Here is a 24,456-nt window from a genome sequence, read left to right as displayed (position 1 = left end):
ATAATCACCGCTCTCGTCGAGGGGCGCTGCGACCGGTATGGCGGACTGATCCGCCAACTGCACCAAAAGGTGCAAGAAATACGGCCAGGCTCGACAAGCATCCATCGTTCAACGGCGCCCGGCATTGCAGACATCGATCTGCCTACCGGAGCTATTGCATGAACGCTGTCACGAAAATCGCCCCACACAACGACTATAAAGTCGCCGACCTCTCCCTGGCCGATTGGGGCCGCAAGGAGCTGGACATCGCCGAGCACGAGATGCCGGGCCTGATGTCGATCCGCCGCAAGCACGCGCAGAGCAAGCCGCTCAAGGACGTGCGCATCACCGGCTCGCTGCACATGACCATCCAGACCGCCGTGCTGATCGAAACGCTCAAGGACATCGGCGCCAACGTGCGCTGGGCCTCGTGCAACATCTTCTCGACCCAGGATCACGCCGCAGCCGCCATCGCGGTCAGCGGTACGCCGGTGTTCGCCTGGAAGGGTGAGACGCTGGAAGAGTATTGGGATTGCACCCTGGACGCGCTGACCTTCACCCTGGCCGACGGCACCCAGACCGGCCCGGAGCTGGTGGTGGACGACGGCGGCGACGTCACCCTGCTGATCCACAAGGGCTATGAGCTCGAAAACGGCTCCACCTGGGTCGACGAACCGGCCTCCTCGCACGAGGAAGGCGTGATCAAGGCGCTGCTCAAGCGCGTGGCCGTCGAGCGTCCGGGTTACTGGACCCGCGTGGTCAAGGACTGGAAGGGCGTCTCCGAAGAGACCACCACCGGCGTGCACCGCCTGTACCAGATCGCCGAAGCCGGCAAGCTGCTGATCCCGGCCATCAACGTCAACGACTCGGTCACCAAGAGCAAGTTCGACAACCTCTACGGCTGCCGCGAGTCGCTGGCCGATGGCCTCAAGCGCGCGATGGACGTGATGCTGGCCGGCAAGGTGGCCGTGGTCTGCGGCTATGGCGACGTCGGCAAGGGCAGTGCCGCCTCGCTGCGCGCCTACGGCGCCCGCGTGATCGTCACCGAGATCGACCCGATCTGCGCCCTGCAGGCGTCGATGGAAGGCTTCGAGGTCAACACCATCGAATCCACCCTGGGCCGCGGCGACATCTATGTCACCACCACCGGCAACAAGGACATCATCACCGTCGAGCACCTGCAGGCGATGAAGGACCAGGCCATCGTGTGCAACATCGGCCACTTCGACAACGAGATCCAGGTCGATGCGCTGAATGCACTCAAGGGCGTGGAGAAGATCAACATCAAGCCGCAGGTGGACAAGTATGTGTTCGCCAACGGCAACGCGATCTTCCTGCTGGCCGACGGCCGCCTGGTGAACCTGGGCTGCGCCACCGGCCACCCGAGCTTCGTGATGTCCAACTCGTTTGCCAACCAGACCCTGGCGCAGATCGACCTGTGGGAAAAGCGCGACAGCTACGAGAAGAAGGTCTACATCCTGCCCAAGCACCTGGATGAGGAAGTGGCCCGTCTGCACCTGGAAAAGATCGGCGTCAAGCTGACCACGCTGACCAAGGACCAGGCCGAGTATCTGGGCGTGGACGTGGCTGGTCCGTACAAGCCGGATCATTACCGCTACTGATCCATCGGGCGAGCCATCGCCCAGGCAAGGACGTGCAGAAAAAACGGGCGCCGCAAGGCGCCCGTTTTGCATGCGATCGGCGAACCGAACGCGCCTTGATGGTGCTGGCTGCAACGCTGTCTTGCGTCGAGGGAGTACCGCAGTGCAGTGCCGCGCTTGGGAAGATCGGGTGCTGCACACGTCTGCGGCTAACAACTTTCCAAACTCCGCCGACCAACATGGCGCGCAACGCTTGCGCCGCTCATGGCGTGCGTTGGTGATTCCTCGCCGCATTCGCACTTTCAAGAGAACTCGTCATGAACAAATGCATGCTCACGTTGGCGCTTTCGGCGCTGGTACTGGCGGCTGCACCCGATGTCTTCGCGCAGTCCGCATCCGGCGACGGTGCGGGTTGGTTCGTCAACGGCGGGGTCGGCCGCACTTCGCTCAAGAGCGGGCCTTACGATGGCAGCGATACCGGCTACAACGTCTCCGCCGGGTATCGCTGGAACGCGCTGTTTCCGTGGCTATCGATTGGCCTGGAAGCTGGCTACAACGATCTTGGCAATATCCAGGCGAAAAACCTGTTCAGCGGTGATGCGGTCGTGGAAGACGAGAGCCAGCTACGTGGATGGACGGTCGGGGTGAGCCAGCGCTTCGCACTGGGCGACAAGTGGTACGCAAGCATGCGTGGCGGGCTGTATGGCTGGAAGGGCCAGGGCCTGCGCAATGACACCGTGTCGGACCGCTCCGACCTGGACAAGCTCTCGTGGTACGCGGGCGCAGGCGTGGGCTACAACCTGGGCGAGCACTTCAGCATCGGCGCCAACTACGACCATTACAACGCCAAGAAATTCGATGTCGATCTGAGCACCGACATGGCATCGGTGAATGCCGAGTACCGGTTCTGACAGTCATCGGAATGTCGAGCTGCGGTGCGTTCGGAAAACCGCAGACGCAGCTCGGCTCTACAGCCGCACGTGCAATCCGTTCAGGCCAGGCGAAAGGATGCGCTTGCGGTGGCGCAGCGATGCTGCGCCGCCGACACGCATGAGTTCACGCGCGGCGCTTCTGCTTGCCCGCGCGAACGAATCGCACGATACGCTGCGGCTAGCTGCCTGCTACGGCCGCCAATTCGCATTGCGTTCCCAGAACGCAACGCTGCGCCGGTAGGCCTCGCGGTCCAGTGGCACGCCGGAGCCGCCCTCTTCCACGCCCAGCGCATTGCGCAACATCGTGATCGGTGCCATCGGGATGTCGTCGGGCTCGGCGGTGTACAGGCAGCCCACCACGCCCCAGTCCGCATCGATCGGCGCGCCTTCCTTGGCGAGCTGATCGCGGCTGTACAGGATCGGCACCATGTACTGCGCAACCGGCGACTCGACGCCTTCGAACCAGCGCACCAGAACGGGAAGCTCCTGCGTGTTGCGCGCCTCATAGCCCGAGCGCAGCAGATGCCGGTTGTCGGCAGTGATCGGCACCGTCAGGCAGCGCGTGCTGGTCCAGTTGCGGTGTACATGCAGCTGGCAGAACGGGGCGTAGCCTTCGATCACGCGCAACGGCGGGGTGTCATTGAGATGCTGGATGAACTGCTCGGGCGTGCAGTCCTGGATGGCATTGCGCCGGCCATCGCGTGGAAACAGACGGGGGCGGGCAAACGCAGTAAGAACGATGGACATGGCAGTGCGGGCAGCGGCTAGGCCCTCAAGGGTAACCTCTGTCTGCGGCCGTTACCCGCAGGCCTATGCTGACGAGCAAGCGGCATTGCACGGCATGCGTCACTGCTGTTGACGCACCGCTGCGGGCAGCGAGCAACAGGCAGCGACAGCGCCCGTCGCGGCCTCACCAGATCAGATCGTCCGGCACCTTGAACTGGCTGTAGTAGTCATCGTCGCCATCGCTGGCGGCCGGTGCCGTGCTACGGCCGTGATCCAGCACCACGGTCGCTGCGTCGCGGCTGTAGACCTTCTCGGCCGCAGCGCGCGGGATCAGCTCGAATCCCTCGCCATGCCGCACGATCACCAGCGCGCCGCTGGCCAGCTGGCTGCGCAAGATGGAATTGACCAATACGCTGCGAATGACGCTGCCATCGTTGAACCGATAGTCGATCTCGCCTTCCCGCTTGACCTTGCTGGTCTCCACGATCTGCCGCACCTGCGCCAGCACTTCCTGCTTGCGCAGCTGCGCGTTGCGCTCCTCGGCCAGCGCACGATCGCGCTCGGCACGCTCGGCCTGCAGCCGCGCCGCATCCACCTTGTCCGCATCGGCAGGCGTTACCGCCCCGCCCTTGGCATGCCGCTGCTTGACCTGCTCGCGCGCAATCTTGTCCACCTGGGCTTTTTTGACCAGGCCAGCCTTGAGCAGCTGTTCTTGCAGTGGATTACGCATGGGAGACATCGGCAGTGGACCAGCGTCTAGTTTAACGCGACAGCCGCCAGGCACCTTTGCCGCCGGTCCGGGACGCCGCGCATCCGTCGCCGCGGAGCGCCCGGGCAGGTGCGCCACCGGCCACGCAGCGCTTATGATGCGCCACTTCCATACAGTTCAAGGACGAATGATGATCATATGGGGATCGGGCGGCGACGCCATCGCACTCGGAGCCGCCGACGGCGCGCAGTGCGACCAATGCGCGCAACAGCGCAGTTTTCGCAATGTCCTGCATTACCGCTATGCGCACCTTTGGTACATCTTCAGCTGGGTCACCAAGAAGCAGTATCTGCGCGTGTGCGACGGCTGCAACCACAGCACCCCGCTGGACACCAAAACCTTCGAAGCGTCCCGGGGCAAGCCGCCGATTCCTGCCTACCGCCGGTTTGGCGGCCTGGTGCTGCTGGGGCTGATTGCGCTGCTGGTGCTGTTTGGCGCCTATAGCGCATCGCAGGCATCCAAGCAGGACAACGCGCTGCTGGCGCAGCCTGCGGCAGGAGACCTGTACACCGTGGACCTGCAGACGTTAGCGCCCGGCGCCTACGATGGGCATGCCTACGGTGTGGTGCGGGTACACAGCGTCAATGGCGACACCATCAGCTTGGCGCTGCCGCAAAAGGGCTTCAGCAAGTGGAAAGGCGCCGAGCGCGATGCCGGCGGCAGCGCCGCCAAGCAGCCGGCGTACTACACCGACGAGCACATCGACCTACCGCTGACCAAGCTGCAGGAATTGCATACCCGCGATGAGCTCCGCCACGCGTATCGCTGAGCGCTGGCGGCCAGCCGGTGCGGCGTAGGCTGCACCGGCGCAGTGCGTGGCAGCCGCTGTTGCCTGCGACGTTTCTCCTTGAGGCTGGTGCATAGACCGCTCAAGGCAGCTTCAAAACGCGTAGCAAGGTCGAGCGCGCGCTCGTTGCATGGCGAACATCGACAGGGCGCTGCCTGTCGCATTCCAGTCCTGCCACGGCCCTCGTCGATGGCAATACGTCGCTGACCACGCGCGTTAGCCGCCCAAACGCGCCAGCCCGATGCCCTGCGCTCCAGCCGCAGCGGATGCGGCGCAAGTTGTGCGACCCATCGCGCTGTTGCCGTCGAACCCCGCACGCAGTTTGGCGGTCCGGCGCATTGAATACGTATGCACAACACCGATGTTGCGGCGCGATGCGCGCTTAGCATCGCCACGCGCTGCACGCCGTGCGCGCGCTTTCCGGAACAGGGGCCGGAGGCCTTGATGCGGGCATCGCGGACTGCGCGGATGCTCGCGCTTACCGACTGGAGAATCATCCGATGCATAGCACGCCTGCTCATGCTCCACCCTCGCTTACGCAGCGATGCGGCCGCCTGCTGCTGACGGCGGCGGTCTTGCTGCTGACCACCGCCAACGTGCAGGCCGATGTCATCCTGCATGCCTTCAACTGGCCCTATGCCACCGTGGAAGCACGCGCCAAGCAGATCGCCGATGCCGGCTATCGCAAGATTCTGGTGGCGCCGGCCACTCGTTCGCAAGGCAGCGCGTGGTGGGCACGCTATCAACCGCAAGATTTGCGCGTGATCGACGGCCCGCTTGGCGACACGGCCGCGTTCTCGCGCATGGTAAAGGCACTGGCCAACAACGGCGTGGAAACCTATGCCGACGTGGTGCTCAACCACATGGCCAACGAAGCGGCGACCCGCCCGGACCTCAACTACCCAGGCAGTGCGGTGTTGTCGCAGTACGCAGCCAACCCGGGACGTTACGATTCGCTGCGCCTGTTCGGCACCTTGCAGTCGAACTTCCTGAGCGCCAGCGACTTCGGCCCGGCGCAGTGCATCACCAACTACAACGATGCCTTCCAGGTGCGCAATTATCGTATCTGCGGCGGCGGCAGCGACCCGGGCTTGCCGGATCTGGTCGGTAACGACTGGGTGGTGCAACAGCAGCGCGCCTATCTGCAGGCGCTCAAGGGCCTGGGCGTGACCGGCTTCCGCGTGGATGCGGCCAAGCACATGACCTTCGATCATCTGAACCGCGTCTTCGATGCCGGCATCCGCTCCGGTGTCTATGTGTTCGGCGAAGTGATCACCGGCGGCGGCACCGGCAATGGCGATTACGACCAGTTCCTTGCGCCGTATCTGCAATCCACGCCGCATGCTGCATACGATTTTCCGTTGTTCAACGCAGTGCGCAACGCCTTTGCCGTGGGTGCCAGCATGCAGCAGCTGGTGGACCCGGCCAGTACCGGGCAGGCGTTGCCAGGCAATCGCGCGGTGACCTTCGCCATCACGCACGACATCCCCAACAACGCCGGCTTCCGCTACGCCATTCTCGACCCGGTCGACGAAACCCTGGCCTATGCCTATCTGATCGGTCGAAACGGCGGCATGCCGATGGTCTATACCGACAATAACGAGAGCGGCGACAACCGCTGGGTCAACGCCTACCAGCGCGACGACCTGCGCCGCATGATCGGCTTCCACAACGGCGTGCAGGGCACCGACATGCAGGTGCTGTCGTCCAGTTCCTGCCACATCCTGTTCCGTCGCGGCAGCCTGGGCATCGTGGGCATAAACAAATGCGGCAACCCGGTCACCACCACCGTGGGAATGAACAACAGTGTGCTGTACTGGAACGCAGACTACGTGGACGCGCTGGGCTCGGGCAACGTGGTGCGCATCACCAGCGGCTCTTACACGTTCACCCTGCCGGCACGTGGCACGCGGATGTGGCGGCGCTGATCCCGAGCGCAGCAATGCACCCCATCGGCACTGACAGCATGAGCAGGTAATGTAAATCGCACCTGCACACCAGGCAGTGCCCGGATCTCGCACGCACGCCGCCAACACCACACCGGCGTGATCGCCACGCGTGTTGACCGCATCAGTCAACGCCTGCGCCGCATGTAGCGTGCGCAGGCGTCGTGCGTGTGCGCGCGGCGAAATCGCCGCGCTTGACGCAACCACACGGTGCGCATGCGATCACGCGCGGACATGATGCACCCGGATGCGATCGATACATTCTTGGCCCGCGAATGAATCGATCGACAGAAACAGCGCGCGCGTCGCAACGAAATGCTCGGTTTGCCGGACCTACTGGCAACCGGCTGCATGCGGGTCCATTTTCCTGGCATGCAGCCGGCTGACCGCGAGCCGATGGCATCGCCGCCTGAGCAATGATCGACCCAACGTCGCGCGCAACCGTCCAGCGGGATGACGGGGCGAGGCACCGACGGATCCGCGGCCCATACCGCATCCATCGGTGCTCGCCTGACAGCTGCGCAGGCGCCGTGTCGGCAACTCGTGTTGCGGCGCTGTCGGTCTCACCGACCAGTGGTGCATTACCGGAGCACAGCCGATGCCTTTGTACTTCGTCCGTCATGGCGAGTCGCTCGCAAACGAACAGAACTATTTTGCAGGCGCGCAGAATTCGCCGCTCACTCCGCTGGGCCGTCGCCAGGCGCGTCAGGCAGCCGACTACGTCCGCCAACGCGGGCTGCACTTCGATCAGGTCCACGTGTCCACGCTCGAACGGGCGCAGGCAACCGCAGCCATCATCCTGGAAGGCGTCACCGCAACACCGCAGATGATCTCCAGCGCCGCATTGGTGGAACGCGATTTCGGCATCTTCGCCGGCAAGAACAAAACGCTGATCAAGAAGTCGATCGGCCATCGCCTCTACGACGCCTGCTTCCACGATGCCGACGGCGCACCACCCGATGGCGAACACTGGATGGACATGTACGCCCGCTGCAAGCATTACTACGACACCGTGCTTGCGCCGCTGGACCGGCAAGGCAAGCAGGTACTGGTGGTGGCGCACAAATACATCGTCGAGGTATTTGCGCTGATCGCCTCCGGCCTGCCACCTGCCGACTATATCGACTTCCGGCTGCCCAATTCCCGGCCGCTGTCGTGGGACGAGCTCAGGCAGATGACGGCGCGCAGTTCCTCGCGCATGAACTACCTGGGCGAGCAGACCGAAATCCATCTCCTGCAATGGATGCTGATCGCCGCGCTAGGCGGCTTCGCGCTGGCGTGCGCGGGCGTGCGCTTGCCGCATATTGCCAGCACCACGGCCATCGTCGTATTGCTGGCAGTCAATGCGTTCTTCCTGTCGGTACGCATCGAGGCCGGCGCCTTGCGCCTGACCCAGGGGCCGGAAAACATTGCGCTGTGCGTGATCAGCGTGGCACGCGCGTTCTGCGCCATGCTGTTGCTCACACAGTTCCAGAACGAATGGATCCACGTGATCGGCCTGTTGCTGATCGTGCCGCCGGCATTGTCGGTGCCGACCTTGTCGCTCGCGCGCGGCGGCGATTATTTCTTCGCAGCGCGCTACACACTCGTCTTGTCGGTGCTATTGCCGCTGCTCCTGCTGGCGTTGTTTGTGGATCACCGCGCGCTGCTGGGAAGCGCGCATGCGTTGGAGCGGTTCTTCGTGGTGCTGCTGCTTGCATTGGCGCTGCCCTCGCTGGCCGCACAGGGGTGGCGGCGGGCGCGCCCGATCGCGGCTGGCAAGCTCGCGACCAACTGGGGCTGGGTGGGCGCATTGACGATGGTGCCGATGGCCTTGCTGGTCGGGCTACGCACCGAAGGAACCGCGCTCGTCCACGCGTTGACGCATGGCGGTTGGCAGGCCTGGGGAGCGCTGCTGCTGCCGTTCACGCTGCTGCTGGCTTGCCGCGTGGGCAGCGCCGTGTACTTACGCGCACACCAGAGCGTGACCGGCAAGCGTATCGATGCCGGCATCGCGGCGGACATTCACCTGCTGCAGACCTCGCCCAACATCTTCCTGTGGCTCAGTCTGTTGTTGCCGGGCACGTTCACGCATGCGCCCACACTGGTCGCCGGCACCTTGCTGGGCTTCTTCGCGTTTGCCCTGCTCGATGAGACGTGGGTGGTCAGGCGCTTCCGCGCGCAGATCGCCCCAGCGTTGCGCAGGCCGGCGAATCCAAGCATGCCGGCGACGGATGTGCGCAATGCCGAAAACATCGAGCAAGACGACGTGGCACTGGAAAGCCGTTGATCGGCATCGTCGGCAGCCAGGCTGCCGACGAACGTGTAACACCATGGCGCTGCGGCAACCGTGCAGACACGCGATTGCGGCAAGACAACACCGTCCGATGGCCGGTGTTGTTCGTCATCCCGGCTGCCGGGATAGTGCCATCGATTACCAGGCGAACGGAGCGGTGACCGTGCGTGCCCCGAGCAGGAACGCATCGGCGACATGCACGAACGGAGCGACATCCACCTCCGATTCGCCGGCACGCACCAGCTGTACAAACCGCCGGTACAGGCCATCGTACTCGCTGGACGCGGGCACGGCCTGCGCCTGCCCGTCGATATGCAGCTTGGCGCCGCCTTCGCTGAGCATGAGCACGCCCTGGGTGGTTTCCACTTCGATATCCCAGCGCTGATGGCCGGTCTGCAGGAAGTCGAATTCGGCCGTCACCGGCACGCCGGCGGTATCGACAAACGCAAGCCTGGCGTATAGCGGCGCCTGGCGGTTTTGCGGCGTGTGCAGCTCGGCCTCGCGCAGTGCGAAGCTGCGCGGCAGCAGGTGGGTGGCAATGGACAACGCATTGATGCCGGGATCGAACACGCCCATGCCGCCGGGTTCGAGAATCCAGTCCTGTCCCGGATGCCAATGGCGGATGTCTTCCTTCCAGGTGATATGCGCACGCACGACCTGCTTGTCGGCCAACCATGCGCGCGCGGGTTCCACGCCGGCCGCGCAACGCGAATGCCAACTGGTGAACAGGCTGCGCTGTGCGTGCTGCGCCACCTTGCGCAGGTCGTCGATCTCGGCAAGCGTGGCGGCTGGAGGCTTTTCCAGAAAGACATGCCGGCCAGCGTTCAATGCCGCCTGCGCCAATGCATGCCGTCCCACCGGTGGCGTGCACAGCGCGACGGCTTCAAGTTCCGGATGCGCGGCGAATGCCTCATCCAGGGTGTGATACGCCGGGACGCCGTCGACCGTGCCATGCCGGCTCACCGTGGCCACCAACTGCACGTCCGCACGCGCGGCGATGGTCGGCACGTGCTGGTCGCGGGCGATCTTGCCGATACCGACAAGGGCAATGCGCAATGCGTCTGGATGCTTCATCGAAACCTTCGTGCTGGTGAGGAGGGGCGTGCCCGCCGCCTGCGCTGCCTGCGGCAAAGGCGTCGGGCCGACGCAACGTGTAGCCAGACCTGCGACCACACACCTGCGACGGCGCAGTGTACGGTCAGGCCATGGCCCGCTGCGAGACATCGCTCCTGCTTGTTTTGCTATACCTGCACGGGCGCCATGCAGCGGTTCCGCCAGCGCTGCGCAGCTGCAATGCCTGCCGGCCGCTGCGATACAGGCCGCCATGCCGATTGCGACGCGCGTCTTGACGGGCCGCGCCCACGGCAACGATTGACGCACGGCATGCGCACGGCCCAGGATCGCCGGCCGGCACGCAAGTGCTCCTCGTCGCAGGACTGCATCGATGCTGCATCACGTATCCATTGGCGTTGGCAACATCGCGGCCTCGGCCGCGTTTTACGACGCCGTGCTTGGCGCACTCGGCTATGTGCGGGTGTGGTCGGACCTGGAACCGGGAACGCACGATCAGGCCGTCGGCTACGGCCACCCCGGCGGCGAAGACTGCCTGGCACTGAAACAGCAACAGGCGACGCAATGCGCACCGGGCCGCGGATTCCATCTAGCATTCGCAGCCAGCACTGCTGCTGCAGTGGACGCCTTTCATCTGGCCGCACTGCAGCACGGCGGTCTCAGCAACGGCGCGCCCGGTTTACGACCCGACTACGGCGATGGGTATTACGCCGCATTCGTCATCGACCCCGACGGCCACCACATCGAAGCGTTGCTCGACACCACGATGTGACCGCTGGCAGTCGCCTATCGTGCGACACCGATCATGCCGGCGCCGCACACCATGGCAATGCCCAGGATCAGGGTGAGGCGTGGGCCAGGAAACGGTCGAAGTCGGCAATATCCAGGCTGCCCCAACCCGAAGCGAAATCCCAGCCGCTTGCGGCCACATATCCATCGCCATACAGGCCATTGGTCCCTTCCAGCACATCATGTCTGCGCTGCGCAGCGCCGTGCTGGCTCGCATAGCGATAGAGCTGCGGACCGATGAAACCCAGATTCGGGTGCGACTGCAATACCCGCGCGACATAGCCGGCGAAGGTCGGCGTGGCGGCGCTGGTGCCCCAGACGTACCCACGGAATTCGCGACCTTGTGCATCGGTCAGCAGGATCTCTGCGCCGCTGGAAAAAGCGCCGTTGAAACTGACATCCGGTACGGCGCGGCGTCCGGAACCTACCTGTGCGGGGATCGCGGCCTTCTGCCACTGCGGCGCGTCGGCACCCCGGCTCAGGCCGCCCTGGCTGATCTGGCGGCCCACGCCGGTGTTCCAGACGCGCTCGGCCGCATAGGTGCCGGCGCTTCCGGTCCTGGTCTGCAGCTCTGTGGCACCGACCGCGATTGCGTACGGGTCCGATGCGGGAAACGCGACCTGGCGTTGGTCCTGATGACCCAGCAGGCTGTCGTAATACGGCGCACTCGCACGCGCGCTCAAGGGTTGATAGATCCCGTCGTCGCCGCTGCAGATCAGGATGTTCTGCCCCTGCCTGACCGCCTTGGAAACGCTGGCATCGATGGCCTGGAAGATCGTGTCGTTCACTTCGGCTTCCGGTGCGTAGATCGACATGCTGACCACACGCGCAAGGTTGTCGTCGGCCGCACGCGCCAACCCATCGGTCATGCTCTTCCAGGAAAAGTCCGGGATGTTGTAGATGATCAACTGCCTCAGTCCGCCGGCACTGCCGACCAGCAGTTGCGTGTCCATGTCCCACTCGGTTTCGTTGTTCTTGCTATCTGCCGTGGAGCGGAAACCCGGCGCTGCCGGGTCGCCCACCGTCACCACCGTGACCGGCGTATGCAGGCCGTGCAGCGTCTGGAAATGCTGCAGACGTGACAGCGTCTGTTCCAGATTGCCGGCGGCGATAACGGCACCGACAACGCCGCTGGCAGGTGCCAGTGCGTTCGCGCCATAGACGCTGCCCAGCTCTTCCACGCTATGTCGCACCACGTCCGAGGCGCCGGTACTGCGCGCAAGGGCTGCACTTGTACCCAGTGCCTGATCAACAGCGACTCGCGCATCGGCGGGAACGGTCGAGCGCTGGGTCAATCGGGCAGTGCTGCGGTTATCCAGCCCCACCACACCTTGCACGAGTGGACGCAAGGCGTCAGGAAGAACGATCGCATCCTGATTGAAGTACACCGCACGCCCGTCGATGGTGCCGGTGCGTAGCGTCACCGCGAACGCCGACTGCAGCGCGGCCGCCGTTGCAGTGGCCTGCAACACGCGACCATCGGTTACGACCTGCACGTCGCTGATGCCATGCTTGCGCAGGTAGTCCCTGATCTGGGCGATGTCGCTGGCAGCAGCCGCAGCGGCATGGTCCAGCGCGCCGCGCAGCAGCGGGTCGGCCGCGTCGCGCATCAGCCAGTGCTCGATCGCCGCGTGCTGTAGGGCTGCGTCCGTCCGCGGCCTGAGCACGAGACTGATCTGCAAAACGCGCTCCGGCGCCATCGGCGCGCTGGCGCTGACCGCCGGCAACTGGCCGAAGGCCGGCAGATCCGACGTCGCCGCGGACGCGGCGCCCGCGCCGCACACGGTCAGTGTGGATGCCAGCAATGCCATGCCCAGGGACTTCCGCATCGTTCGATTCCTCCGCTGTCGAGAATGAATACATCGGCTGCGGATTGTTACGAGCAGGTGTGACCATTCACTCCGCACCATGCGAAGTTGTTCGGCGTTGAGCGAGGACGCCCAGTGAAGCTCTCGAACGAAGTCTGTGCGCACCTGGAAAGCAGGCAGTCGCGATGGCGAGCGGGTAAGCGAGCGCCAACGCCAATGACACCAGGCCAGCCATGAAGGCACTGCAGGAACAACACCGACGGCTGTTCGGCAGGCGGCAATGCTGCAGCCCTATCGTTACACCCGGCCCGCACAGCGTCGCCAGCTGCCCGCCCCGCACTCGCAGGGCGGGCAGCTGGGCGCGGACGCTCACATTTCCAGCACCACCTTGCCCAGATGGCTGCCCTGCTCCAGATAGCGATGCGCCGCGGCCGCCTCGCCAAGCGGGAAGCGCCTGTCGATCAGCACGCGAATCCGGCCTTGTTCGATCCATGGCCACACCACGCGCTCGACTTCTGCAGCAAGGCGGGCCTTCTCGTCGGCAGTGCGCGGACGCAACGTCGATCCGGTCAGGATGGCCTGCTTGCGCATCAGCTGCGGAATCGGCACCTCGATGGTCGAACCGGCCTGCGAGGCGATATAGACGATGCGCCCGCGCGGGTTGAGCGCTTCCAGCGTATCGGCAAACACCGCGCCACCCACCATGTCGAGCGCCACGTCCACGCCGCCATGCGCCTTGGCCACGTCCACAAACGATTCGCTGGTGGAATCGATAGCCACATCGGCGCCCAGCTCGCGCGCCTGCGCCGCCTTGCCGGCCGAGCGCGCAGTGGCCAAGACATGTGCACCGGCCGCCTTGGCCATCTGGATCGCGGTGACGCCAATCCCTGAAGTTGCCCCATGCAGCAGCAGCCACTCACCGGCCGCCAATCGGCCATGCTCGAACAGATTGGTGTAGGCAGTGAAGAGGGTTTCCGGCAATGCGGCTGCATGCACCAGGTCCATGCCGGCGGGAATCGGCAGCACATGCCGCGCATCGACCGCGGCATATTGCGCATAGCCACCACCGCCAAGTAGCGCGCATACACGGTCGCCCGCCTTCCAGCGACCGGCCGGCTCCACGATCTCGCCGGCCACTTCCAGACCCAGCGTTTCCGGCGCGCCGGGCGGCGGTGGGTAATGCCCGGCGCGCTGCAGCAGATCCGGGCGATTGATGCCCGCCGCATGTACGCGGATCAGCACCTGCCCGGGCGCCGGACGCGGGCGCGGTTGCTCGGTGGCATACAGCGCATCGGCATCGCCCTTGCCATCGCGGATGGCGATGGCGGTCATCGTGGTATCGGACATCAAGGCGCTCCGTCAAAGGGGCGCCCAGTGTAGGCAGGCAGATGTAAATGCCCGGCGTAGGACGGAGATGCCATTGCCGCTGCACACCATGCCTGCATCATGCGCACCTGCATGCAGCAGACACGCGTGGCAATGCTCACTCCTGCTCGGAAGCGACGCCCTGGTCGATGCACGGGCGGATCGCTTCGAACACCCTGAACGTGCCATCGTCCTGGCGCGATCGCAGCCGAGCCGCAAAGTCGCTCAGCAACTTGCTGCCATCCACGCCGGGCTGTTCGGCCAGTGCAACAGCCAGATCGCCGACACTCGCGCCAACGCAACCCGGATGCGGCCCAACGATTCGGCGATGACATCCATTTCCTGCTCTTGCATGCCGCGCTCCGGTCAAGTGGCGCGGAGTGGCCGAGCTTGGCGCGCACGCCGCGCCGCGCTGCGGGCACATGCAAGCAGCCCCGGCCATGCGGTCATCCCTGCACATTGGCATCGCCCGCAATCGATCGGGACACCCGCAACCAAATATGCATTCATCGCGATGAAGCGATATTATGTGGAAACGATCCGCCGGACCCGCCGCGATGACGCATCTCAGCTTCGAGTTTTACCCGCCCAAGACCGACGACCAACGTGCGCAGCTGGACCGCACCGCGACCCGGCTGAAGGGCTATGCGCCCGAATATGTGTCGTGCACCTTCGGCGCCGGCGGCTCCACGCTCAGCTACACCTCCGAGACAGTGCGCCATCTCAAGCAGAAGCACAGCTTCGAGGCAGCGCCGCACCTGTCCTGTGTCGGCGGCAGCCGCGAGGAGATCCGCGAACTGCTCAAGCTGTATCGCGCCATCGGCTGCACCCGCATCGTTGCGCTGCGTGGCGACCTGCCCTCGGGCATGGGACACCCGGGCGACCTGCGCTATGCCTCGGACCTGATCGCCTTCATCCGCGCCGAGCACGGCGATGCCTTCCGGATCGAGGTCGGCGCGTATCCGGAAACCCATCCGCAAGCGGTCGATGCCTTGAGCGACCTGCGCTATTTCAAGGCCAAGGTCGATGCCGGTGCGGATGCGGCGATCACCCAGTATTTCTACAACGCCGATGCCTACTTCCATTTTCGCGATGCAGTGCAGCGCATGGGCGTGGAGGTGCCGATCGTTCCCGGCATCATGCCGATCTCCAATTTCTCGCAGCTGCGGCGTTTTTCCGAGCAATGCGGCGCAGAGATCCCGCGCTGGATCGGCAAGAAGATGCAGTCCTACGGCGACGACGCCGACGCGGTGCGCGCCTTCGGTGCAGAAGTGGTGGCCAGCCTGTGCGAGCGCCTGATCGCCGGCGGCGCACCGGCCCTGCACTTCTACACGCTCAACCTGGCCAAGCCGACCACGCAGGTGCTGCAGCTGCTCGGGCGCTGAGCGCGGCCACAGGCTCTGCCCACTTGCGGCAACCTGCCGGTACACACGATTCAATGCACGCGGGTGCGCCCGGCCACACCACGTACGCGCGCGCGACCCTCGCGTTTCTCGCCAGCTCACGCGTGCCCGGCTAGGCTGCGCTGATGTTTCGCTTCCTGCCAATGATGGTGTTGCTGCTCTGCCTGCCTGCGGCCAATCGCGTGCAGGCACAGGAGATCCGTCGCTGCGTCACGCCGGACGGCCAGACCATGTTCACCGACCGCCGTTGCGAAGACGTGGGCGCCGCAATGCGCGCGCCACCGGCCCCGCGCACGCAAGGCAATACCAGGCTGCACCGCTATGGCTGCCCGCGCCGGCTGAGCGAATTGGTGTCGCTGCTGCAAAGCGCCGTGGACAGTCGCGACGTCAATCGACTGTCCAGCCTGTACCTGTGGAGCGGGCAGTCCGACGCGGCGGCCAACCAGGTACTGAGCCGGCTGGAAGCCATCGTGCAACGCCCGCTGCTGGACATCGCACCGATGTATCCGCAGACCGGGACGCCTACCTGGGATGCAGACACCGCCGCGGCAACTCCATCGCTGGACGGCAGCGCGATCGATGCGCCATTGCCTGCGCCCACACGCCCGCGCCCATGGGGCCTGCGCCTGGAACAGAACCTTGCCAGCGGCACCCCCGCGCGCAGCGTGTTGCGCCTGCGCCGGCAATACAACTGCTTTTGGGTGACGTTTTAAGCCCGACCGAGGCCTGCGGTGGGCCGCTCCCCGCAACGGCATCGGCGCGATGGATGGCGAGCACTCACTTCCAGAACTTCCACCTGGACGTCTTGCGAGGCAATTCAATCCCGTTTGCACGCGCCCTCAGGAACTCCAGATGCTTGGGATCCTCGCTGGCGAAACGTCGGGACCGTCCCCCATGTAAGCCCGCATGAGCTCATCTGCCGAGCGATCAAGATTGCCAGGCTCAAGCTGGCACTGCCCAAGTCGCAGATGGATGCACGGGTTCCCAAGTGCGCCAGGGCACTGCATGGCATGCGACAGGTTGTCCCGACCTGCCGTGAAATCTCCACTGCGGAAATTGGCATCGCCGACCGCAGCGAGTATCCACGTCGCCGCCCGCCAGCCCTGCTTGGGATCGGGCAACACGTTCCAGGCCGACCAATACGCCTCCAGCGCCGAAGGAAAATCGCCTGCTTCGGCATGCCGATCGCCCAGCGCGCCCAGACGGTCGAGTTCCGCGCTCGTTTCCAGCGAGAGTTCAAGCACCTGGTGATCTCCGGTCGGCCCTGACAACACTCAAGTGGGGCAACACTGTTTCACTGCAAGGCGGGCCTAGCCGATGTCGGGGGATCGGTATGCCCACCCTGACTCCACCGTTCCATCAGCACTGCCCGCACCCTCCGATGGCTGCTCAGCGCGTTTGTCGGCCGCTCCTGGCGCAGTCACTGCGATGACCGCAGTCGCCCACGCAAAACGTGAGGTCATTGTCCAACCGATGCGACTGCTTTCGACAATGTCATCAAGCGATAGACGCTAGCGCGCGGATGCTGACACGCTCACTGCGGCCAAAGCGAGCGAATTGCCGCAATGCCTTGCGCGCCATGCGAGCGTGCTTCGCGCAGATCGGCCACCTGCATGCCGCCGAGTGCGTAGATCGGCAACGACACCTGCTCGCGCAGGGTTTCGAAGCCGTCCCATCCCAGCGGTGTCGCATCCGGATGCGATGCAGTGGCCTGCACCGGACCCAGCACCGCAAAATCGCAGCCAAGCCGCTGCGCATGACGCAAGTCCTCCAGCCCATGGCAAGAGGCGGCCACCGGTTGTTCTGCGGGCAGCGGACGTTCCTGCAAAATGGCCAACTGCTCCGATCCCAGATGCACGCCGATTCCAAGTTCCGCGGCCAGTGCGACATCGCGATTGAGCAACAACTGTGCGCGTGCACGGCCGCGCAGGGTCAGCACCTGATGCAACAACGCCTGCCAACGCGCCGGCGCGACCTGGCGCCCGCGCAGCTGGATGCGGGTCACACCGTCCTGCAGCGCGCGCTCCAGGCCCTCCAGCCAGCGCGCATCGTCCTGGGGCTCGGGCGTGATCAGATAGCAGTCGGGCTGACGCAGCACACCCACTACCGGCACATCGGCCGGCGGCATCGAATAGCGGGTGAGCTTGTCGGCGGCCACCCAGGTCATCGCCTGGCCCTCGCGCCCGCGCGGGCTGCCTTTCCAGGACGTGATGTGACGCACCTCCAGGCGCAGGCGCTTGTCCGGATACAGCTGCGGCACGTCCATGACCCACTCGCCAACCTGGGCCTCGATGCCGAGTTCTTCATTGAGCTCGCGCACCAACGCCTGCTCGGAGCTTTCGCCGGGCTCGCGCTTGCCGCCAGGAAATTCCCACAGGCCGGGCATGTCGCGGGTTTCGGTACGACGCGTCAGCAGGATCCGGCCGCGCGGGTCGGTGATCACGCCGGCGACGACGTGGATGGAGCGAAGGGAATCGGGCATGCAACAAGAGTGCCGCGAGTGAGCGGTTCAACGCAATCGCTTGGGGGCTGGGAATAGAGATTCGGAAATCGGGAATCGGGATTGGTCGAAGCACGCACCGTGCCTGCCTTTGCAATTCCGCCTTAGCAGTTCCCCATTCCCGATTCCCGATTCACTCCTACAGCGGCTGCCCGATCCGCCACAGCACGCCACTGGGATCGTGCAGGGTGAAATCGCGCGCGCCCCAGGGCCGGTCTTCCGGCGCGCTAAAGCTCACACCGAACTGCTCATCCAACCCCAGGTCATGCACGTGCTGCCACCACCCATCGGCATCGTCCACCCACAGATGCAGCATCAGGTTTTCGGCCAGCTCACGCACATAGAAATCCTGCAGCAGGAACGCGCAGTGCGCACCGTGCCGAAAGCAGGTCACGTTGCCCACCTCGTCCTCCTGCACGAAGCCCAGCGCACGATAGAACCGCTGCGACAGCGCGTAATCGCGCGCAGGCACGAACACTTTCAATTGCTGGCTGGACAGCAGCGTCATGACCGCACTCCCCGCAGGATATGGATCGAGCATACGCCCCGCGGTGGCGCAGGCGGGGAAGCTTGCATGCAGCGGGGCGCAGTTGGCACCCGTGCGCGATGGACAAGCGGGTAACGAACCTGCCAGGCCGAGGCGCACCGGGACAGAACTCATCGAGCTGCTCGAACTCTTCTGGCGTCTGTGCCGTGGTTTCCAGGCATGACCTGGCAACGATGCAGGCCACGCCGTTGGCAAAGAGGCCGTTGGCAGAAATTTGGCCAAAGGCACGAAACCTAAGTGTGGCCTCGGATCCGGCCTGCGACATCCCCTTTCCTGCTTCAAGCGCCCCCAGGGATCCCATCCGTAAGCAGAGCCCCTTTGGTAAGGGGGCGCGCCAACGGCGCGGGGATCGGAAGCAAGGACCGTGCACCCAGCGTCCGCGCAGCGGACGCTGGGTGTGCAGCCCGCCAAGCGGGCTGCTCCACGGTCAGCTCAGCTGAGCTGACCGTGGCAGTGCTTGTACTTCTTGCCGCTGCCGCACGGGCACGGATCGTTCCGGCCCACCTTGGGCTCGTCGCGGGTGACCTGCGACACCGGCACCGGTGCGTTGCCGCCCTGCATCTGCTCCACTTCCTCGTCGGCGCCGTAGCCGCCGGCATCCTGGTGCTGGAACTGCGAGGCCATCAGGCGTGCTTGCGCCTGCAGACGCTCCTGTTCTTCCAGCTCGGCCACTTCCTCTTCGCTACGGATGCGCACGCGTGCCAGCAGGTTCACCACTTCGCGCTTGACGTTCTCCAGCATCTCGGAGAACAGCTCGAAGGCTTCCTTCTTGTATTCCTGCTTGGGCTGCTTCTGCGCGTAACCACGCAGATAGATGCCCTGGCGCAGGTAATCCATCTTGGCCAGATGCTCCTTCCAGCCCTGATCGAGCACGGTCAGCATCACGTGCTTTTCCAGCGCGCGCATGGTGTCGTTGCCCACCGCCGCTTCCTTCTCGGCGAAGTGCGCATCCACCGCCGCCTGTACCTTGGCGGCGATCTGCTCGGCGTCCAGTTCTTCCTGCGTGCGCGCCATTTCGCGCAACGCCATCGGCATGCCCAGCTCCGATTCCAGCGTGGCTTCCAGCCCCTGCAGGTCCCACTGCTCGTCCACCGAATTGGGCGGCACGAAGCGGGCGACCAGGTCATAGATCACATCGCCGCGGATGCCATCGACGTTGTCCTTCACCGACTCGGCATCCAGCAACTCGTCGCGCTGCGCGTAGATCACCTTGCGCTGATCGTTGTTGACGTCGTCGAAGTCCAGCAGGTTCTTGCGGATGTCGAAGTTATGCGCTTCCACCTTGCGCTGGGCCTTCTCGATCTGCCGGCTGACCAGGCGATCTTCGATGACGTCGTCTTCCTTCATGCCCATCATGCGCATCGCCTTCTGGACCCAGTCCGAGGCGAAGATGCGCATCAGGTTGTCTTCCAGCGACAGATAGAAGCGCGACGAACCCGGGTCGCCCTGACGGCCGGCGCGGCCGCGCAACTGGTTGTCGATACGCCGCGATTCGTGACGCTCGGTACCGATGATGTGCAGGCCGCCGGCCGCCTTGACCGCGTCATGCCGACGCTGCCAATCGGTCTTGATCGTGAAGCGCGCGTCCTCGGTCGCATCCTCGCCCAGCGCGTGATACTCCGACTCCAGCGAACCGCCCAGCACGATGTCGGTACCGCGACCGGCCATGTTGGTGGCGATGGTCACCGCACCCGGCTGGCCGGCGTTGGCCACGATGGTCGCTTCGCGCTCGTGCTGCTTGGCGTTGAGCACTTCGTGCTTCACGCCGGCCTTGCGCAGATGCTCGGACAGCATCTCCGAGGTCTCGATCGAGGTAGTACCCACCAGCACCGGCTGGCCGCGCTTGGCGCAGTCTTCGATGTCGGCCAGCACCGCATTGAACTTGCCCTTGCGGTTGAGGAAGACCTGGTCCGGATGGTCCTTGCGCACGGTCGGGCGGTTGGTCGGGATCACCACCACTTCCAGGCCGTAGATGCTCTGGAATTCGTAGGCTTCGGTGTCGGCCGTACCGGTCATGCCGGACAGCTTCTTGTACATGCGGAACAGGTTCTGGAAGGTGATGCTGGCCAGCGTCTGGTTCTCGCGCTGTACCGGCACGCCCTCCTTCGCTTCGACCGCCTGGTGCAGGCCGTCGGACCAGCGACGCCCGGACAGGGTGCGGCCGGTGAATTCGTCCACGATCACCACTTCGCCATCGCGCACGATGTAATCCACGTCGCGCTGGTAGATCGCATGCGCACGCAGTGCGGCGTTGAGGTGATGCACCACGCTCAGGTTCTGCGCGGCGTACAGGCCGTCTTCGGCGTTTTCCAGGATGCCGGCCTGCATCAGCAGTTCTTCGGCGTGGCCCATGCCCGCCTCTGACAGATGCACCTGCTTGCCCTTCTCGTCGATCCAGTAATCGCCCTCGCCTTCTTCGCTTTCCTGCTTGGTCAGCTGCGGCACGATGCGGTTGACGCGGATGTACAGCTCCGGCGATTCGTCGGCCGGGCCGGAAATGATCAACGGGGTGCGCGCTTCGTCGATCAGGATCGAGTCGACTTCGTCGACGATCGCGTAGTGCAGATTGCGCTGGTAGCGATCGGCGCGCGACAGCGCCATGTTGTCACGCAGGTAGTCGAAGCCGAATTCGTTGTTGGTGCCGTAGGTGATGTCGCTGCCATAGGCCTCGCGCTTGTCACTATGCGGCATGCCCGGATACACCACGCCCACGCTCAGGCCCAGCCAGTTGTACAACTTGCCCATCTGCGCAGCGTCGCGGCGCGCCAGGTAGTCGTTGACCGTGACCACATGCACGCCTTCGCCCTGCAGCGCGTTGAGGTACACCGGCAGGGTCGCCACCAGGGTCTTGCCTTCGCCGGTGCGCATCTCGGCAATCTTGCCCAGATGCAGCACCATGCCGCCGATCAGCTGCACGTCGTAGTGGCGCATGCCCAGCACGCGACGACTGGCCTCGCGGCACACCGCAAAGGCTTCGGGAAGAATCTTGTCCAGGGACTGCCCGGTGGCAAGCCGCTGCTTGAACTCCGGGGTCTTGGCTTGCAGCTCGGCGTCGGAGAGCTTCTCGATCGTCGGCTCCAGCGCATTGATCTGGGCGACGAGGCGGGTGAGCTGGCGCAGCTGGCGTTCGTTACGACTGCCAAAGACACGGGTAAGCAGACTGTTGATCATTGAAGAAACCGGTTGAAAAGGAACGGTTTGACCGACGCCGGTCCCAAGACCCGACCGCCGTAAACGAAACAGGGCGCACTGCGCCCTGTCATGGCAACACCCTATTGTAGCTTGGGGCGAGCCTTCACGAATCAAGCACCTCCGCCGGAGCGTGCCGTGCCTTCGTCAACCGCGCCCTCGGCGCCCTACCGGCGTGTTGGTGTCGCCCAGGAACTTGCGCGGATTGACCACGCGACCATCGGCCCAGACCTCGAAGTGCACGTGCGCACCGGTGGAACGACCACTGGAACCGGCCCTGGCCACCTGCTGCCCGGCGCGCACCAGATCGCCTACCTTCACCACCAGGCGCGAGTTGTGCGCGTAGCGGGTCACGTAGCCGTTGCCATGGTCCACTTCCACCACGTTGCCGTAGCCGCCACGCACACCGGCGTAGCTGACCACGCCATCGGCGACCGACATCACCGGATCGCCCACGTTGGCGTGGAAGTCCACACCCTTGTGGAAGGCCGAGCCGCCGTCGAACGGATCGGCGCGGCCACCAAAGCCCGAGGTGATATAGGTGTTGCGGATCGGCATCCGCGAGGGCACCGAATTCTGCTCGAGCTGATGATCGAACATCAGCGAAGCCAGCACGTTCAGTTGCTGGCCGGAGGCGGAGAACTGCTGTTCGACCTGCCCCAGCGTCTGCTTGAGCGTTTCCACCGGCATGTCGCTGACCGGCTCGTCGCCGCCACCGACGCCGACCGGCGCGTCGAAGTCGAACTCGCCATCCTTCAACTTGCCCATTTCGGTCAGCCGCTCGCCCAACGCGTTGAGGCGGGTGGCCTGCGCCTGCAGCTCGCCCATGCGTGCGGCCAGTGCATTGACCTGCGCCTGCGAGGCGCGCTGCGCCTGGGCCAGCTCGGCCTGTTGCTGCGCGACCTTGGCCTGCAGCGCGGAATTGGTCACCATGCCGGTGGCGGTGCTTGCGCCGACGCCGATCAACATGCCCAGCCCAAGCACGGCGCCGAGGACGACCATCGGTCGATCCGCGGCAAAGCCCTGGAACTGTCGGGCTACACGCTGTACCCGGGTTTCGCGAGATTTGATTACAACTTTCTTCAACGCCATATGAGTGTCATGTCCAAGCCCAAGTCCAACGCACGCAACCCTTCCGCTCCGCAGCAGGCCATCGAGGCCGCGCTGGGTGAAAAGGCTGGCGACCCCTTGCGTCGAGCCTTGTGGCTCGATGCGCTGGACCGGCAGTTGCGCCCCCTGTTACCGCCCCATCTGGCGACCCGTTGCCGGTTGGCCAATGTCCGAGGCGAACAGCTCGTTTTTCTGGTTGATTCACCGATCTGGCATGCCAAGGTGCGGCTCGCCGAGACCCAACTTCTTGATGCCGCCCGATCCATCGGGTTGAAGGCCACCGCAGTGACCGTCAAGACGGCAAGCACTCCGCTGCATTCCCCAACACAGCAGAACCGCGACCGTCCACGGCCGGTGTCCGAAGCCACGCACAAGGGTCTGCGCGAGGCACTGGCATCCCTGCAGGACGTCTTGCCGACCAAGCGGTGACATCCTTGCCGTCGTCTCCGGGCGGCCAGCAGCGCGTGAAAAGATTGCGAAGACCACGCACGACCCGACGCATCCTAGCGGTCATGGCGCCCGCAGGAGTTAGAGAAGTCTTAAATAAAAGTTAAGGCGCGGGACGAAATTCGAGCAGGTTCACACTTTCGATGCCGATTGCGGCATTCCCTGACACATCGTCAGGCAGTGAGCGCAGTCGGCAAGCGGTCGTCAGGCAAGTGCAGGGGTTGGCCGAACGCAGGCGGGGCCAGCGCCGCCTGGCAGGGCCGCATCAACCCGGAAGCGACGCGGCAGAGATGGCGTTCTCAGGCGTAGACGGGGCTGGCGTAGGTCACCGGCGGTTGCTCGGTTCCTTCGGGGAAGCTGACCCATTCCCAGGCGGCCTGATCCGCCAGCAACGCACGCACCAGCTTGTTGTTGAGCGCATGGCCGGATTTGAAACCTTCATAGGCGCCCAGGATGGCGCCGCCAGCCAGATACAGGTCGCCGATGGCATCCAGGATCTTGTGGCGCACGAATTCGTTGGTGTAGCGCAGGCCATCCTCGTTGAGCACGCGGAACTCGTCCAGCACGATGGCGTTGTCCATCGAACCGCCCAGGCCCAGATTACGCTCGCGCATGTACTCAAGGTCGCGCATGAAGCCGAAGGTCCGGGCGCGCGAGATTTCCTTGACGTAGGCCGAGGTGGAGAACTCGATTTCCTGGCGCGATTGCTTGGCCGGGATCATCGGGTGATTGAATTCGATGGTGAAGCCCAACTTGTAGCCGTCGTACGGCTCGAAACGCGCAACCTTGTCGCCCTCTCGCACTTCCACCGTCTGCTTGATGCGGATGAAGCGCTTGGCCTTGTTCTGCTCGACGATCCCTGCAGACTGCAGCAGGAACACGAACGGGCCGGACGAACCGTCCATGATCGGCAACTCGGCCGAGGACAGTTCGACGATGACGTTGTCCACACCCAGGCCGGCCAGTGCCGACATCAGGTGTTCGACGGTCTGGATCTTGGCGCCGTTGCAGGTCAGGCCTGTGCACAGCGTGGTCTCGGTGACCAGCTCGGCATCGGCGGGGACTTCGACGACCGGTTCCAGGTCCACACGCCGGAACACCACGCCATGATCGACCGGGGCCGGTCGTAGCGTCATGTACACCTTGTCGCCGCTGTGCAGGCCGACGCCGGTGGCGCGAATGGTGTTCTTAAGAGTGCGTTGCTGGGTCATG

The 24,456-nt window shown here is 64.6% G+C and carries 21 protein-coding genes and 1 riboswitch; of the genes, 9 read left to right on the top strand and 12 right to left on the bottom strand.

Going from position 1 to position 24,456, the window contains the following annotated elements; genetic code table 11:
* Positions 1-12 precede the first annotated feature (12 nt).
* Positions 13-127, top strand: a riboswitch (S-adenosyl-L-homocysteine riboswitch).
* A gap of 31 nt (positions 128-158) precedes the next feature.
* Both ahcY and VZ068_RS04805 read left to right on the top strand, forming a co-directional pair.
* Positions 159-1,601, top strand: a complete 1,443-nt coding sequence (gene ahcY, locus VZ068_RS04810) for an adenosylhomocysteinase (RefSeq protein ID WP_259154483.1) — start codon at positions 159-161, stop codon at positions 1,599-1,601.
* Between the two features lie 296 nt (positions 1,602-1,897).
* Entirely contained in the window at positions 1,898-2,491 is a 594-nt protein-coding gene (locus VZ068_RS04805; RefSeq protein ID WP_349657058.1) for a porin family protein, read from the top strand.
* A gap of 210 nt (positions 2,492-2,701) precedes the next feature.
* On the opposite strand, the gene VZ068_RS04800 is transcribed toward VZ068_RS04805, so the two are convergent.
* Entirely contained in the window at positions 2,702-3,259 is a 558-nt protein-coding gene (locus tag VZ068_RS04800) for a DUF3228 family protein (RefSeq protein ID WP_349657057.1), read from the bottom strand.
* Positions 3,260-3,422: 163 nt separating this feature from the next.
* The gene (locus tag VZ068_RS04795; RefSeq protein WP_259154495.1) at positions 3,423-3,968 is read right to left on the bottom strand and encodes a DUF2058 domain-containing protein; all 546 of its coding nucleotides are present in this window, start codon (positions 3,966-3,968) and stop codon (positions 3,423-3,425) included.
* Between the two features lie 169 nt (positions 3,969-4,137).
* Between VZ068_RS04795 and VZ068_RS04790 the strand changes: the two genes are divergently transcribed.
* The 3 genes from VZ068_RS04790 (at position 4,138) to VZ068_RS04780 (ending at position 9,009) form a co-directional block, all read left to right on the top strand.
* Positions 4,138-4,776: a hypothetical protein gene (locus tag VZ068_RS04790; RefSeq protein WP_349657056.1), complete on the top strand. Its 639-nt coding sequence runs from the start codon at positions 4,138-4,140 to the stop codon at positions 4,774-4,776.
* A 575-nt stretch (positions 4,777-5,351) separates the two neighbouring features.
* Positions 5,352-6,722 carry an alpha-amylase family protein gene (locus VZ068_RS04785; protein WP_349657654.1) on the top strand — a complete coding sequence of 457 codons (1,371 nt, stop codon included), beginning with the start codon at positions 5,352-5,354 and terminating at the stop codon, positions 6,720-6,722.
* Positions 6,723-7,338: 616 nt separating this feature from the next.
* The gene (locus tag VZ068_RS04780; protein ID WP_349657055.1) at positions 7,339-9,009 is read left to right on the top strand and encodes a histidine phosphatase family protein; all 1,671 of its coding nucleotides are present in this window, start codon (positions 7,339-7,341) and stop codon (positions 9,007-9,009) included.
* A gap of 144 nt (positions 9,010-9,153) precedes the next feature.
* Here the strand turns inward: VZ068_RS04780 and VZ068_RS04775 are convergent, their stop codons facing one another.
* Entirely contained in the window at positions 9,154-10,089 is a 936-nt protein-coding gene (locus tag VZ068_RS04775; RefSeq protein WP_259168207.1) for a Gfo/Idh/MocA family oxidoreductase, read from the bottom strand.
* 370 nt (positions 10,090-10,459) lie between these two features.
* On the opposite strand from VZ068_RS04775, the gene VZ068_RS04770 reads away from it, so the two are divergent.
* On the top strand, positions 10,460-10,858 hold the full coding sequence (locus tag VZ068_RS04770) for a VOC family protein (RefSeq protein WP_349657054.1): 399 nt from the start codon (positions 10,460-10,462) through the stop codon (positions 10,856-10,858).
* A gap of 67 nt (positions 10,859-10,925) precedes the next feature.
* On the opposite strand, the gene VZ068_RS04765 is transcribed toward VZ068_RS04770, so the two are convergent.
* From VZ068_RS04765 to VZ068_RS04755, 3 genes are all read right to left on the bottom strand, one after another.
* Positions 10,926-12,575, bottom strand: a complete 1,650-nt coding sequence (locus tag VZ068_RS04765; RefSeq protein ID WP_349657653.1) for a S53 family peptidase — start codon at positions 12,573-12,575, stop codon at positions 10,926-10,928.
* Positions 12,576-13,052: 477 nt separating this feature from the next.
* Positions 13,053-14,030, bottom strand: a complete 978-nt coding sequence (locus VZ068_RS04760; protein WP_259168203.1) for an NAD(P)H-quinone oxidoreductase — start codon at positions 14,028-14,030, stop codon at positions 13,053-13,055.
* A 243-nt stretch (positions 14,031-14,273) separates the two neighbouring features.
* On the bottom strand, positions 14,274-14,402 hold the full coding sequence (locus VZ068_RS04755; RefSeq protein ID WP_349657053.1) for a hypothetical protein: 129 nt from the start codon (positions 14,400-14,402) through the stop codon (positions 14,274-14,276).
* Between the two features lie 203 nt (positions 14,403-14,605).
* On the opposite strand from VZ068_RS04755, the gene metF reads away from it, so the two are divergent.
* The gene (metF, locus tag VZ068_RS04750; RefSeq protein WP_259168198.1) at positions 14,606-15,433 is read left to right on the top strand and encodes a methylenetetrahydrofolate reductase [NAD(P)H]; all 828 of its coding nucleotides are present in this window, start codon (positions 14,606-14,608) and stop codon (positions 15,431-15,433) included.
* A gap of 143 nt (positions 15,434-15,576) precedes the next feature.
* Positions 15,577-16,164 carry a hypothetical protein gene (locus VZ068_RS04745; RefSeq protein ID WP_349657052.1) on the top strand — a complete coding sequence of 196 codons (588 nt, stop codon included), beginning with the start codon at positions 15,577-15,579 and terminating at the stop codon, positions 16,162-16,164.
* 126 nt (positions 16,165-16,290) lie between these two features.
* On the opposite strand, the gene VZ068_RS04740 is transcribed toward VZ068_RS04745, so the two are convergent.
* The 5 genes from VZ068_RS04740 to VZ068_RS04720 all read right to left on the bottom strand — a co-directional run bounded on the left by VZ068_RS04740 (position 16,291) and on the right by VZ068_RS04720 (position 22,779).
* The gene (locus VZ068_RS04740; RefSeq protein WP_349657051.1) at positions 16,291-16,695 is read right to left on the bottom strand and encodes a tetratricopeptide repeat protein; all 405 of its coding nucleotides are present in this window, start codon (positions 16,693-16,695) and stop codon (positions 16,291-16,293) included.
* 290 nt (positions 16,696-16,985) lie between these two features.
* The gene (locus VZ068_RS04735; RefSeq protein WP_349657050.1) at positions 16,986-17,933 is read right to left on the bottom strand and encodes a Nudix family hydrolase; all 948 of its coding nucleotides are present in this window, start codon (positions 17,931-17,933) and stop codon (positions 16,986-16,988) included.
* Positions 17,934-18,090: 157 nt separating this feature from the next.
* Positions 18,091-18,459 carry a VOC family protein gene (locus tag VZ068_RS04730; protein ID WP_259154527.1) on the bottom strand — a complete coding sequence of 123 codons (369 nt, stop codon included), beginning with the start codon at positions 18,457-18,459 and terminating at the stop codon, positions 18,091-18,093.
* Positions 18,460-18,930: 471 nt separating this feature from the next.
* Positions 18,931-21,669 carry a preprotein translocase subunit SecA gene (gene secA, locus VZ068_RS04725; RefSeq protein WP_259154529.1) on the bottom strand — a complete coding sequence of 913 codons (2,739 nt, stop codon included), beginning with the start codon at positions 21,667-21,669 and terminating at the stop codon, positions 18,931-18,933.
* Positions 21,670-21,834: 165 nt separating this feature from the next.
* The gene (locus VZ068_RS04720) at positions 21,835-22,779 is read right to left on the bottom strand and encodes a M23 family metallopeptidase (RefSeq protein WP_259154531.1); all 945 of its coding nucleotides are present in this window, start codon (positions 22,777-22,779) and stop codon (positions 21,835-21,837) included.
* Between VZ068_RS04720 and VZ068_RS04715 the strand changes: the two genes are divergently transcribed.
* The gene (locus VZ068_RS04715) at positions 22,780-23,226 is read left to right on the top strand and encodes a DUF721 domain-containing protein (protein WP_259154532.1); all 447 of its coding nucleotides are present in this window, start codon (positions 22,780-22,782) and stop codon (positions 23,224-23,226) included.
* A gap of 317 nt (positions 23,227-23,543) precedes the next feature.
* Here VZ068_RS04715 and lpxC read toward each other — a convergent pair whose 3' ends face one another.
* Positions 23,544-24,455 carry a UDP-3-O-acyl-N-acetylglucosamine deacetylase gene (gene lpxC / locus VZ068_RS04710; RefSeq protein ID WP_259154535.1) on the bottom strand — a complete coding sequence of 304 codons (912 nt, stop codon included), beginning with the start codon at positions 24,453-24,455 and terminating at the stop codon, positions 23,544-23,546.
* Position 24,456 lies beyond the last annotated feature (1 nt).

Source organism: Xanthomonas sp. 10-10, from assembly GCF_040182365.1.
GTDB classification, from domain to species: domain Bacteria; phylum Pseudomonadota; class Gammaproteobacteria; order Xanthomonadales; family Xanthomonadaceae; genus Xanthomonas; species Xanthomonas arboricola_F.
This window is presented reverse-complemented; position numbering and strand designations above follow the sequence as displayed.